We start from the raw sequence: 12,600 nt of genomic DNA, 5'->3' as shown, positions 1-12,600 counted from the left end.
CCGGGCCGGGCCGGGCCGGGGTTTGACGGCAGCGGACGGTTTCGGGCTCGGGGCCGGCGCGGAGGTGGTCTCCTGCGCGGGATCGGGGCCCTGGTGGGCGGCTTCCTGGGATTCGCCCGGTTCGGTTGTCGTCATGTCCGTTACCTCGTGTCCTCCGCGCGTGTCCGCGCACCTGCCGCGCGATGCGGCGCCTGATGAGCCTTACAACGATGAGCCTTCAAGACTGCCTCACGACAGTGTTGAAGGCTATTGAAACAGGTCGCCCGGCGCTGCGCCCACGCCTTGGCCGCCGCCGCTGCCTAGGCTCTGTCCGAAAACCCCGAAGGAGGTCGCCGATGGCGAAGGCGGATCTCGCCGCGCTGCTCGCCCTCGCCGCCGCCTTCTTCATGGCGGTCGGTGACGTCATCCACCAGCGGTCGGCGCGCGGCGTGACCGACGAACCCATCGGTCACCTGGAGCTTTTCGGCAGGCTGTTGCGTGACGGCCGGTGGTGGGTGGGAAGCGGTACCGCCGCGGCCGGCTTCGTGTTGCAGGCCGCGGCGCTGGGTCTGGGCTCGGTGCTGCTGGTGCAGGCGCTGCTGGTCACCTCGCTGCTGTTCGCGCTGCCGATCAGCGCCAGGCTCTCGCATCGGCGCGTCACCCGGTGGGAGTTGTTGTGGGCTGCGGTGCTGGCCGGGGCGGTGGCGGTGATCGTCACCGTCGGGAACCCCACGGAGGGAGCGTCCCGGGCGTCGCTGGAGACGTGGCTGGGTGTGGCGACGGTGCTCGGGCCCCTGCTGGCACTGTGCGTGGTGGGCGCGACCGTGTGGTCGGGGCCGATCAGCGCGGTGCTGATGGCTGTGGTGTCCGGCGCGCTGTGGGGGCTGTTCGCGGTGCTGACCAAGGCGGTGGTGCACCGCCTCGACGTCACGAGCCTCGCCGGCCTGACCGAGCTGCTGCGCACCCCGGAGCTCTATGCGTGGGCGGTGGTCGCGCTCCTGGGCACCTCGACACAGCAGGCGGCGTTCCGGGCGGGCGCGCTGACGGCCTCGCTGCCGACGATGACGGTGGCCGAACCGGTGGTGGCGAGCGTGTTGAGCGTGGTGGTACTCGGCGAGACGCTGCGGCCGGGTGCGGCGGGCTGGGCCACGCTGGTCGTCGCGGTGGCGGCGATGGTGACGGCCACCGCGGCGCTGGCCCGTGGGGAGGCGACCGTCAAAGAACCGTCGGGTTAGCTTGGAGCTGATGTTGAGCGCCATTGTGATCGTCCCGTCCGCTCCGGTGATGGTTCCCGAACTCGCCTCCTCGGCGGCCGCCGAGACCGAGGACCTTCGCGCGGCCGCGGTGTCCGCCGCCGCGCAGTTGCCGCGACGCTGGATCGCCGTCGGTGTCGCCGCGGCCGATGGTGTGCACGGACCGGAATCGGTCGGAACGTTCGCCGGCTACGGCGTCGACGTCAGGGTCGGTCTGTCCGGACCCGGCAGCGGCGAGCCGACGGCGTTGCCGCTGTGCGCCCTGATCACGGCATGGCTGCGTGGCCTCGCCCGCCCACAGGCCGTCGCCGAGGTGTGGGCCTGTCGCGGTGATCAGGAACCCGGGGCCGCGGCCGACCTGGGCCGGCGGCTGCGCGCACAGCTCGACGCCGCGCCCGAGGAGGTCGGCGTGCTCGTGGTCGCCGACGGTGCGAACACCCTGACCCCGGCGGCCCCTGGCGGCCACGACCCGGATTCGCCGCGCGTGCAGGCCGCCCTCGACGACGCGCTGGCCACGGGTGACACCGCGGCGTTGATGCGCCTGCCCTCGACCGTCCTAGGGCGGGTCGCCTACCAGGTGCTGGCGGGACTGGCCGAGCCCGGGCCGCGGTCGGCCAAGGAGCTCTACCGCGGCGCCCCCTACGGCGTCGGCTACTTCGTCGGCGTCTGGACCCCGTGACGGCCGTGCGACCGCTGGCGATCGTCGGCCCGACCGGGACCGGAAAATCAGACCTGGCGCTGGCCGTGGCCGGCCTGCTCAGCGCCGAGATCGCCGTGGAGGTCGTCAACGCGGACGCCATGCAGCTTTACCGCGGCATGGACATCGGCACCGCCAAACTCACCGTCGTCGAGCGGCACGGGGTGCCCCACCACCAGCTCGACGTGCTCGACGTCACCGAGACCGCCACCGTCGCGCGCTACCAGCAGGCTGCGGCGGCCGACGTGGAGGCGATCGCCGCGCGCGGGGCGCTGCCCGTCATCGTCGGCGGGTCGATGCTCTACGTGCAGTCGCTGCTCGACCAGTGGTCGTTCCCGGCCACCGACCCCCGGGTGCGGACCAGATGGGAGCGCCGGCTCGCCGAGATCGGGGTGGCGGCGCTGCACCACGAGCTCGCGGACGTCGACGCCGCGGCCGCCGCGTCGATCCTGCCGACCGACGGGCGGCGCATCGTGCGGGCGCTGGAGGTCGTGGAGCTGACCGGGCAGCCGTTCGCGGCGTCGGCACCCACCATCGGGGCGCCACGCTGGGGCACCGTGATCGTCGGGTTGGACTGGGACACAACAGTTCTCGACGAGCGACTGGCCCGTCGCACCGACCTCATGTTCGAGCGCGGGTTGGTCGACGAGGTCGTCGGGCTTCTCGGCGTCGGGCTGCGCGAGGGTGTCACCGCGGCGCGGGCGCTGGGCTACGCGCAGGTGCTCGCCGACCTCGATGCCGGCGGCGACGGCAGCGCGGCGCGCGAACCGACGTTCGTCGGCACCCGCCGCTATGTGCGCAGGCAGCGCTCCTGGTTCCGTCGCGACCACCGCATCACCTGGCTCGACGGCGCGGCCGGTGGAAGTGCCGCACTCGCCGACAAGGTGATTCGGATCTGGCGGGACGTATCCTGACCTGGTGAAGTTCGCCAAAGGTCACGGTACGCAGAACGACTTCGTGCTGCTGCCCGACCTGACCGCCGATCTGGCGCTGACACCGGCAGCCGTCGCCGCGCTGTGTGACCGCAGGCAGGGGCTGGGTGCCGACGGGGTGCTGCGGGTGACGACCGCCGGGGCCGCCCGGGCCGCCGGGGTGTTCGACCGACTGCCCGAGGGCGTCGTCGAGGGTGACTGGTACATGGACTACCGCAACGCCGACGGATCCATCGCGCAGATGTGCGGCAACGGCGTGCGCGTGTTCGCGCACTATCTGCGGGCCAGCGGGCTCGAATCGCGCGACGAATTCGTCGTCGGCTCGTTGGCCGGGCCCAGGCCCGTGGTCCTCAACGCGCTCGCCGGGGTGGGCGCCGATGTCACCGTCGAGATGGGCAAGGCCAATCAGCTGGGTGTCGGGGCCGCCACGGTCGGCGGGCGACAGTTCAACGGTCTGGCCGTGGACGTCGGTAACCCGCATCTGGCCTGCGTCGATGCGGCGATGAGCAGCCGGGAACTGGCTGCGCTCGACGTCGCGGCGCCGGTGGTGTTCGATGCCGCGCAATTCCCGGACGGCGTCAACGTGGAGGTGCTCACCGCACCGGAGCACGGCGCGGTGTCGATGCGGGTCCATGAACGGGGCGTGGGGGAGACCCGGTCCTGCGGCACCGGCACCGTCGCGGCGGCGGTCGCGGCGCTGGCCCACCAGGGCGAGCAGACCGGGTCGCTGACGGTGCGGATCCCCGGCGGTGAGGTCGTCGTCACGATCACCGACGCCAACAGCTACCTGCGGGGCCCGTCGGTGCTGGTCGCACACGGCGACCTCGCCGACGAATGGTGGGCGGCTCAGGGGTGATCGAATTGCCCGCTCGCCGGCGTGATTGATCTGCCGGCCCGCCGGCGTGGAATTGTCGGCTCGGCGGGCGCGTTAATAGGGGTGCATGTTAAGTGACATTCGTGCGAACCTTGATTCGCCTATGACGTATCCCGAATTTTCCAACGACAATCCCAGCGTCGGTGAGCTGGCCCTTGAGGACCGCACCGCGCTCCGCCGGGTCGCCGGCCTGTCCACCGAGCTGACCGATGTCTCCGAGGTCGAATACCGCCAACTGCGCCTGGAACGGGTGGTGCTCGTCGGCGTGTGGACCGAGGGCAGCGCCGCCGACGCCGACGCCAGCCTGGCCGAACTCGCCGCGCTCGCCGAGACCGCGGGCTCCGAGGTGCTCGATGGCCTGATCCAGCGGCGTGACAAACCCGATCCATCCACCTACATCGGCTCGGGCAAGGCGCTGGAGCTGCGTGAGATCGTGGTGGCCACCGGAGCGGACACCGTCATCTGCGACGGTGAGCTCAGCCCCGCCCAGCTGAACGCGCTGGAGAAGGTCGTCAAGGTCAAGGTCATCGACCGCACGGCGCTGATCCTCGACATCTTCGCCCAGCACGCCACCAGCCGGGAGGGCAAGGCACAGGTGTCGCTGGCGCAGATGGAGTACATGCTGCCGCGACTGCGCGGTTGGGGCGAGTCGATGTCGCGCCAGGCCGGTGGCCGGGCCGGCGGCGCCGGCGGCGGTGTGGGTACCCGCGGCCCCGGTGAGACCAAGATCGAAACCGACCGCCGCCGCATCCGTGAGCGAATGGCCAAGCTGCGCCGCGAGATCAAGGACATGAAGAAGATCCGCGACACACAGCGCAGCGGACGCCGGCGCACCGAGATTCCCTCCATCGCGATCGTCGGCTACACCAATGCGGGCAAGTCGAGCCTGCTCAACGCGTTGACCGGAGCCGGTGTGCTGGTCGAGAACGCGTTGTTCGCGACGCTCGAACCGACAACGCGCCGTGGAGAATTCGACGACGGCCGACCCTTCGTGTTGACCGACACCGTCGGATTCGTCCGGCATCTGCCGACCCAGCTCGTCGAAGCGTTCCGGTCCACGCTCGAAGAGGTGGTCGACGCCGAACTGCTGGTGCACGTCGTCGACGGATCCGACGTCAACCCGCTGGCCCAGATCAATGCCGTGCGCCAGGTGATCAACGAGGTGGCGGCCGAATACGATATCGCGCCGCCGCCAGAACTGTTGGTGGTCAACAAAACCGACGCGGCCGACGGTGTGACGCTGGCGCAGCTGCGGCGTGCGTTGCCGGGTGCGGTGTTCGTGTCGGCGCACACCGGTGACGGGCTGGACCGGCTCCGCGCGCGGATGGCCGAACTCGTGGTGCCGACCGACACCGTGGTCGACGTCACAATCCCTTACAGCCGCGGCGATCTGGTGGCGCGACTGCACGCCGACGGCCGGATCGACGCCACCGAACACACCGAGCGGGGCACCAGGATCAAGGCCCGCGTGCCGGTCTCGCTCGCAGCCGGGCTGGCCGACTACGCGACGTACTGACCTCCGCGATGTGGTGTTCGCACGGATGTGCGGTAGTCTGGGTCTCGAACGTCGGCTGCGACCGCTGTGAGTTCCACTTCAGAACATGTCGCCCGTGAGACCGCCGACGCCAACCATTCACCACGGCGACTACCGCCACTGTGTGCGCACTTCCGCTGGACGATTCACGTCGTCGCGGTCGTCGGGCACACGCCCGACAGCCTGAAAGGCGCACATGACCACCCCCACCTTCACCGACCTCGGCGTGCCCGCACCATTGGTGCAGTCGCTGTCCCAGCGCGGCATCACCGAGCCGTTCCCCATTCAGGCGGCCACGCTGCCTGACGCGTTGGCCGGGCGCGACGTCCTCGGCCGCGGAAAGACCGGCAGCGGCAAGACGCTCGCGTTCTCCATCCCGTTGGTGACCGCCCTCACCGGTCGTCGCAGTCAGCCCTCGCGCCCGTCGGGGCTGGTGCTGGCGCCGACGCGCGAGCTCGCGACTCAGATCACCGCGACATTGCAGCCGCTGGCCGCGGCGAACGGGCTGCGCATCACCACGATCTTCGGTGGCGTGTCCCAGAGCAGGCAGGTCGCGGCGCTGCGCGCCGGGGTCGACATCGTCGTCGCGTGCCCGGGACGCCTGGAAGATCTGATGGGGCAAAAGCTGATCAGCCTGCAGGACGTGACGACCACCGTGCTCGACGAGGCCGACCACATGGCCGACCTCGGTTTCCTGCCCGGCGTCACCCGCATCCTCGCCGCCACACCGCGCGGCGGGCAGCGCCTGCTGTTCTCGGCCACGCTCGACAACGGCGTGGACAAGCTGGTGCAACGATTCCTCAACGACCCCGTGCTGCACTCGGTCAACGAGGCCGCCGAGGCTCCCGCCCAGATGACCCACCACGTGTTCCACGTCGGCGGCGTGCAGGAAAAGAAGGACCTGGTGCACCGGTTGGCCTCCGGCACCGGACGGCGAATCCTGTTCATGCGCACCAAGCATCAGGCCCGCAAACTGGCCAAGCAGCTCACCGATGCCGGTGTGCCGTCGGTGGATCTGCACGGCAACCTGTCCCAGCCGGCCCGGGAGCGGAATCTGGCCGCATTCAGCAGCGGCGAGGCCCGGGTGCTGGTGGCCACCGACATCGCCGCCCGCGGTGTGCACGTCGACGACGTCGAACTCGTCGTGCACGTCGACCCGCCGATGGAGCACAAGGCCTACCTGCACCGGTCGGGCCGCACCGCGCGGGCGGGCAGCGACGGCGACGTCGTGACCGTCGTACTGCCCGAGCAGCGCAGGGACACCCAGCAGTTGCTGCGCCGCGCCGGGATTACCGTGCGCCCGAGCAACGTCGACGCCAACTCGGCGGAGGTGCACGCGCTTGTCGGCGAGGTCGCACCGCTGCGGCACGTCGCCCCCAAGGCCGTGCAGGCCACGAAACCTGCGGTCAGGAACCAGGACCACCGGGGCGCCGATCCACGCCGCGGCGGCCCGTCGCGCAGCGCCCGTGGCCCCCGGCGGCGCAGGCCCCGCCAGGGAACTCAGCGCGCCGCGAACACCGGCGGCTGATGCGCACGCACCGGAGGTGGTGCGGCCGTGTACTTCTCGATCTGCACGAGCGCGTGCGCGCCCGTGCATCCGTGTGCCAACGCTGACGTTCCGACGTCGTCGGTGAGCATGTTCGGGTTCCCGTGCACGCACATCGAATCCGGATCGGCGGGATCGGCGGGGTCGAACCACGCGCCGGTGGACAACTGCACCACCCGCGGCCGCACCCGGTCATCGAGCACCACCCCGGCCAGACACGCGCCGCGGTCGTTGAACACGCGCACCACGTCACCGGCCGCCAGCCCTCGCTCGGCGGCGTCGTCCGGGTGCATCCGGACCGGTTCCCGCCCCGCGACTTTCGAGGCCTGACTGGTTGCGCCTCCGTCGAGTTGGCTGTGCAGCCTGCTTGCCGGCTGGTTGGCCAGCAGGTGCAGCGGATAGCGTTCGGCGCGGGGCCCGCCGAGCCACTCGGCAGGTTCGAACCACGCCGGGTGGCCGACGCAGTCCCGGTAGCCGAAGCCGGCGATGTCGGCGGAGAAGATCTCGATCCGCCCGCTCGGGGTGGCGAGCCGGTGCGCCGACGGGTCGGCGCGGAAGTCGGCGAACAGGGTCAGTCCCTCGTCGGTGGGCAGCCGCACTTGACCCACCTGCCAGAACTCGTCGAACGACGGAACCTCGAAATCCAACGTGGCCGACCATTTCTCATAGAGGTGGCGGAGCCACTGCGCCGACGTTCGACCCTCGGTGAAGGTGTCTGCGACGCCGAGTCTGCGCGCCAGCGCGGCGAAAGTGTCGTAGTCGTCGCGGGCCTGGGCATAGGGTTCGGCGAGCCTGCGCATCGCCATCAGCACCGGGTCGTTACGCGAGCCGGAGAAGTCGTGGCGCTCGGCGAAAGTGGTTGACGGGACCACGATGTCGGCGTGCTTTGCCATCGGCGTCCAGTACGGGTCGTGCACCACCACGGTATCGGGCCTGCGCAGCGCCCGCCGCAACCGCGGGATGTTCTGATGGTGATGAAACGGATTGCCGCCGGCCCAGTAGACCAGCCTGATGTCGGGGTAGTGCAGTCGCAGGCCGTTGTAGTCGAACGGTTCGCCCGGGCTCAGTAGCATGTCGCTGACGGCGGCGACCGGGATGAACGTCGTCACCGGGTTGATCCCCTGGGGCAGTCGGGGCAGGCCGCACCGCACCGGCGCCAGGCCAGGCTCGTTCATCGACCCGTAGCCGTGGCCGAATCCGCCTCCGGGAAGCCCGATCTGGCCCAGCATTGCGGCCAGCGTCAGGCCCATCCAGGGCGCCTGCTCGCCGTGGCGGGTGCGCTGCAGCGACCAGCTCACGGTCACGATCGTGCGGCACGCTGCCATCCGCCGCGCCAGCGCGGTCAGATCGTCGGCATCGAGACCGCAGATCTGCGCCGCCCACTGCGGAGACTTCGGTGTCCCGTCGTCGACACCGAGCAGATAGCGCTCGAACCGGTCGTATCCGGTGCAGTAGGTGGCGAGGAAGTCACGGTCGGCCAGCGATTCGGCGGCCAGCACGTGCGCCAGCGCCAGCATGATCGCCACATCGGTGCCCGGTACCGGTGCAAACCAGTCGCACGGCCCGTCGACGTCGTCACGCAGCGGTGAGAACGACACCAGGTGGCCGCCGCGGGCGCGGAAACGGTCCAGCGCACCGCGCGCCGGGTGGGCCGTCGTGCCCCCGTGGTTGACGCCGGTGTTCTTCAGTGCGACACCACCGAAACACACCATCAGATCCGTGTGTTCGACGATGACGTCCCACTGGGTGGATCGCTTGAACAGGTCGTCGTGCGTGCCCACCACGCGCGGCATGATCACCCCGGTCGCACCGAGGCTGTAGGAGTGGCGCGAAAACGTATACCCACCAAGGCAGTTCAAGAAGCGATGCACCTGGCTCTGTGCGTGGTGGAACCGTCCCGCGCTGGACCAGCCGTAGGATCCGCCGTAGATCGCCCCGTTGCCGTGGGTGTCGATGACACGGCGGAGTTCGTCGCCGAGAAGTTCGGTGAGTTCATCCCACGTCACGGCGACGAAGTCGTCGGCGCCGCGACTGTCGTCGGGTCCCGGGCCGTGATCCAGCCAGCCGCGGCGGACGGCGGGCGTGGTGACCCGGGAGATGTGCCTGACCGATCCGGGCAGATTGCCGAGCGCCACCGAGGGGTCGTCGTCCCCGGCCACCGGGGCCACCGCCGTGATCTCACCGGCTTCCACCGTCGCGGAGAACGCGCCCCAGTGCGTCAAGCTGGTCTGCGTTGCCGACACGGACGAAAGTCTAACGGCGCGCCCGCCCCGACCAACCATCCGGTTGGATGGGGTACGTTGACGGCAACTGCCGGACCGACCACGACGGAGACGTAGTCATGGGCGCATCAGAAGCCAAGCCAGTCATCGCTTACGAACGCACGCTGTTCGAGCCCGAGCACGACATGTTCCGGGAGTCGTTCCGCGCCTTTCTCGACCGCCACGTCGCCCCACATCACGAGGAGTGGGAGAAGAACAAGCTCGTCGACCGGGACGTGTGGCTGGAGGCGGGCAAACAGGGCTTCCTGGGAATGGCGGTGCCCGAGGAGTACGGCGGCGGCGGGGTCGACGATTTCCGCTACAACACCATCGTCACCGAGGAGGTGACCGCAGGCCGGTACACCGGCCTGGGGTTCAGCCTGCACAACGACGTCGCGGCGCCGTACCTGATCCGGTTGGCCACCGAAGAGCAGAAGCAACGGTGGCTGCCGAAGTTCTGCAGTGGCGAGATCATCTCCGCGATCGCGATGACCGAGCCGGGCACCGGCAGTGACCTGCAGGGCATCAAGACGCGCGCGGTCCGGGACGGCGATCACTACGTCCTCAACGGGGCGAAGACCTTCATCACCAACGGAATCCACTCCGATCTGGTGATCGTGGTCGCCCAGACGGACCCGGACAAGGGCGCGCTGGGCTTCTCGCTGTTGGTCGTCGAGCGCGGTATGGCGGGCTTCGAACGCGGCCGCAAACTCGACAAGATCGGCCTCGACGCGCAGGACACCGCCGAGTTGTCGTTCACCGATGTCAAGGTGCCCGTGGAGAACCTGCTGGGCGAGGAGGGCCAGGGCTTCATCTACCTGATGCAGAACCTGCCGCAGGAACGCATCAGCATCGCGATCATGGCGGCGGCGGCGATGGAGGCCGTGCTCGACGTGACATTGCAGTACACCAAGGAGCGCAAGGCATTCGGCAGGCCCATCGGGAGCCAGCAGAACAGCCGTTTCCTGCTGGCCGAGCTGTCCACCGAGGCGACCGTGGTGCGGATGATGGTCGACGAGTTCATCAAGCTGCACCTGCAGGACAAGCTCACCGTCGAGCAGGCGGCGATGGCCAAGTGGTACTCCACCGAGAAGCAGGTCCACCTCATCGATCGTTGCCTGCAACTGCACGGCGGGTACGGATACATGCGGGAGTACGACGTCGCGCGCGCATATCTCGATGCCCGCGTGCAGACCATCTACGGGGGCACCACCGAGATCATGAAAGAGATCATCGGCCGTAGTCTCGGCGTCTGATCCGTCGCGAACGGGGTCGCACACCGCTCGGCCGGTGCATATTCTTTTGTTCTGGATTCGGCGAGGTGACTTGGTTATCGACGTTCGCTAAAGCAAAGTGAACGGACGCGGTAACTTTCTCAGAATTTTGCAAGCAACTTGCAGAAGGACCAGTCGCCGACCGCGGGGAGGATGAATGAGCCGGCAGCCGATGCTGCGCCGACGTCTGGTGGGTCGTTTGACGATCGGGCTGCTGGGGGTCGCTACGGCGCTCCTGCTCGCCCCCCACGCCACGGCGCAGCCCGAAGTGGAAGCCAACGACGCCATCACGGCGGCATGGCAGTCCAGCGGTGGCGACACCGGTCCGCTGGGTCCCAGATCGGGCGACGTGTACCCGGTGGGCTCTGGATTCGCCCAGAACTTCGCGTCGGGAAGAATGTTCTTCACCCCGGCCACCGGCGCCCACTTCATGCAGGGCGCGATTCTGGAGAAGTACGACTCACTCGGCGGTCCCGCCGACAGCGACCTCGGCTTTCCGACCATCGACGAGGGTCCCGGGCGCGCGCCGGAGAGCCGTAACAGCACATTCAGCGCTGCCGACAATCCGGTCATCTTCTGGACTCCGGCGACAGGCGCGAGGGTGGTCCGCGGTCCGATCAACGCGGCCTGGGACAAGCTGGGTGGCTCCTCCGGGGTGCTCGGGGTGCCCGCCGAGGACGAGACCTACGACGGGTCCGTCGTCACCCAGAAGTTCACCGGCGGCGAGCTGTCTTACGACTCGGGTGCCAAGACGTTCACCACGGTGCCGCCCGAGCTGGCGGGTCAGCTCACCGACCTGTCGATCCCTGACGACCCGATCGCGGCGATCAACGCCGCCCGCCGGGCTGCCGGCGGTGCCAGGGGGCCGCTCGGCGCGGCCGAAGGAGACCCGTACGAGATCGGCTCCGACGGAATGGGCCAGGACTTCGTCAACGGCGCGATCTTCTACAGCCCGGAGACGGGCGCCAATGTGGTCACCGGTCAGGTGCTGGCCAAGTACCAGAGCGTCGGCGGTCCGGAAGGTGATCTCGGGTTCCCGATCACCAGCGAGGCGGACGGTGGACTGGCACCGGCGAGCCGTATCAGCTCCTTCGCCGCCGAAGACAAACCGGTCATCTTCTGGACGCCCGACCACGGCGCGGTGATCGTGCGCGGCGCGATGAACGCGGCGTGGCAGAAGCTGGGTGGTGCGACCGGCGAGCTGGGCGCTCCGGTCGCCGACCAGACCCAGAACGGTGATGTGATCACCCAGCGCTTCAACGGCGGCGCCCTGTCCTGGGACACGGCGACGAAGAAGTTCAGCACCGAACCGGCCGGCCTCGCCCCGCAACTGGCGGGTCTGGAGGTCCCGGGCGCCGAGCCGCCGCAGGCGCCGCCGCAGTCGCAGTCGCAGGCATCGGAGAACAGTGAGAGCTCCGGGCTGAAGTGGACCTGGTGGTGGCTGCTGGCGATCGTGCCGGTGCTGCTCCTGGCGGGCTTGGCGGCATTCGCCGTGCTGCGCACGCGTGGGCGCCGCGGTGGCGGGGATGAACTGTTCGGCGTGCCGGGGGAGACGGGGCACGACTACGCGCCCGCACTCGCAGGCGAAGGCGGCGGGGGTGTCCGGGACGACGGTCCCGAGGATGCGCTGTTCGGCGACCGCTACGCCCGTGAGGGGATCGGGTCGCTGGCGTCGGCCACCCCGGTACCGTCCTCGTCGACCGAGGACTTCCACCCCGATCCGTCGACTTTCTGGGGCGTGCCTGCCGGCGGTGGCGACACCGGACCGGAGCTCGGTGAGCGCGAACAACAGGTTGGCGAACAGGAGAACCCCGACACCGTCGACACCGCTCCGACGCGGGTGCTGACGCCCGAGGAGCCGACGGTCGACGACGGTGAGGTCGAGGATGTCACTCAGGCCACCGAGGCGCTGGACATCGACCGTGAGCCGCTCCTTCCGCCGGACATCGAATCCGTCGTGGCGCCCGCCCCGGATTCGATGACCGACACCGGGCGGCACGCGCGGATCGACATCGACGAGCCGATGCCGCTGGGAACCGCACTGCACATGCCGTTCGACGACCCCGACGAAGTCCCTGAGGGATATCCGGTCAAGGCCGACACCAAGACGGGCCTCTACTGGACTCCCGAGAGCGACGACTACCACGAGGCGCCCGTCGAGATCTGGTTCGCCACTGAAGAAATTGCGCGTACGAACGGTTTCGTCCGCGGCGAATAGCGCCGGCGGAATAGGTTTGGGGCCGAAACCGG

9 protein-coding genes are annotated in these 12,600 nt (G+C 69.4%); 8 read left to right on the top strand and 1 reads right to left on the bottom strand.

From position 1 onward, the window contains the following. Positions 1-335 precede the first annotated feature (335 nt). The 6 genes from BN976_RS00515 to BN976_RS00490 all read left to right on the top strand — a co-directional run bounded on the left by BN976_RS00515 (position 336) and on the right by BN976_RS00490 (position 6,797). Positions 336-1,214: a DMT family transporter gene (locus tag BN976_RS00515; protein WP_036367035.1), complete on the top strand. Its 879-nt coding sequence runs from the start codon at positions 336-338 to the stop codon at positions 1,212-1,214. A gap of 10 nt (positions 1,215-1,224) precedes the next feature. Further along, positions 1,225-1,911, top strand: coding sequence for a class III extradiol ring-cleavage dioxygenase family protein (locus tag BN976_RS00510; protein ID WP_036368879.1), 687 nt, complete (start codon positions 1,225-1,227; stop codon positions 1,909-1,911). Between the two features lie 5 nt (positions 1,912-1,916). Further along, a complete protein-coding gene (miaA, locus tag BN976_RS00505; protein WP_011779659.1) occupies positions 1,917-2,843 on the top strand; it encodes a tRNA (adenosine(37)-N6)-dimethylallyltransferase MiaA in 927 nt (308 codons plus the stop codon). 4 nt (positions 2,844-2,847) lie between these two features. Further along, the gene (gene dapF, locus BN976_RS00500) at positions 2,848-3,717 is read left to right on the top strand and encodes a diaminopimelate epimerase (RefSeq protein ID WP_036367033.1); all 870 of its coding nucleotides are present in this window, start codon (positions 2,848-2,850) and stop codon (positions 3,715-3,717) included. 121 nt (positions 3,718-3,838) lie between these two features. Continuing rightward, entirely contained in the window at positions 3,839-5,251 is a 1,413-nt protein-coding gene (gene hflX, locus BN976_RS00495) for a GTPase HflX (RefSeq protein WP_109489522.1), read from the top strand. 214 nt (positions 5,252-5,465) lie between these two features. Then, positions 5,466-6,797 carry a DEAD/DEAH box helicase gene (locus BN976_RS00490; protein WP_011779662.1) on the top strand — a complete coding sequence of 444 codons (1,332 nt, stop codon included), beginning with the start codon at positions 5,466-5,468 and terminating at the stop codon, positions 6,795-6,797. Here BN976_RS00490 and BN976_RS00485 read toward each other — a convergent pair. Further along, the gene (locus tag BN976_RS00485) at positions 6,770-9,097 is read right to left on the bottom strand and encodes a molybdopterin-dependent oxidoreductase (RefSeq protein WP_370501132.1); all 2,328 of its coding nucleotides are present in this window, start codon (positions 9,095-9,097) and stop codon (positions 6,770-6,772) included. The two genes, BN976_RS00490 and BN976_RS00485, sit on opposite strands and share 28 nt — an antisense overlap. 59 nt (positions 9,098-9,156) lie before the next feature. Between BN976_RS00485 and BN976_RS00480 the strand changes: the two genes are divergently transcribed. Both BN976_RS00480 and BN976_RS00475 read left to right on the top strand, forming a co-directional pair. Beyond that, a complete protein-coding gene (locus BN976_RS00480) occupies positions 9,157-10,332 on the top strand; it encodes an acyl-CoA dehydrogenase family protein (RefSeq protein ID WP_011779664.1) in 1,176 nt (391 codons plus the stop codon). Between the two features lie 175 nt (positions 10,333-10,507). Then, a complete protein-coding gene (locus tag BN976_RS00475) occupies positions 10,508-12,568 on the top strand; it encodes an LGFP repeat-containing protein (protein ID WP_011779665.1) in 2,061 nt (686 codons plus the stop codon). Positions 12,569-12,600: the final 32 nt, after the last annotated feature.

It is taken from the genome of Mycolicibacterium austroafricanum, from assembly GCF_000612725.1.
In the GTDB taxonomy this organism is placed as follows: domain Bacteria; phylum Actinomycetota; class Actinomycetes; order Mycobacteriales; family Mycobacteriaceae; genus Mycobacterium; species Mycobacterium austroafricanum.
Note: the sequence above shows the minus strand (reverse complement) of the source record. Positions and strands in the feature narration are given on the sequence as shown.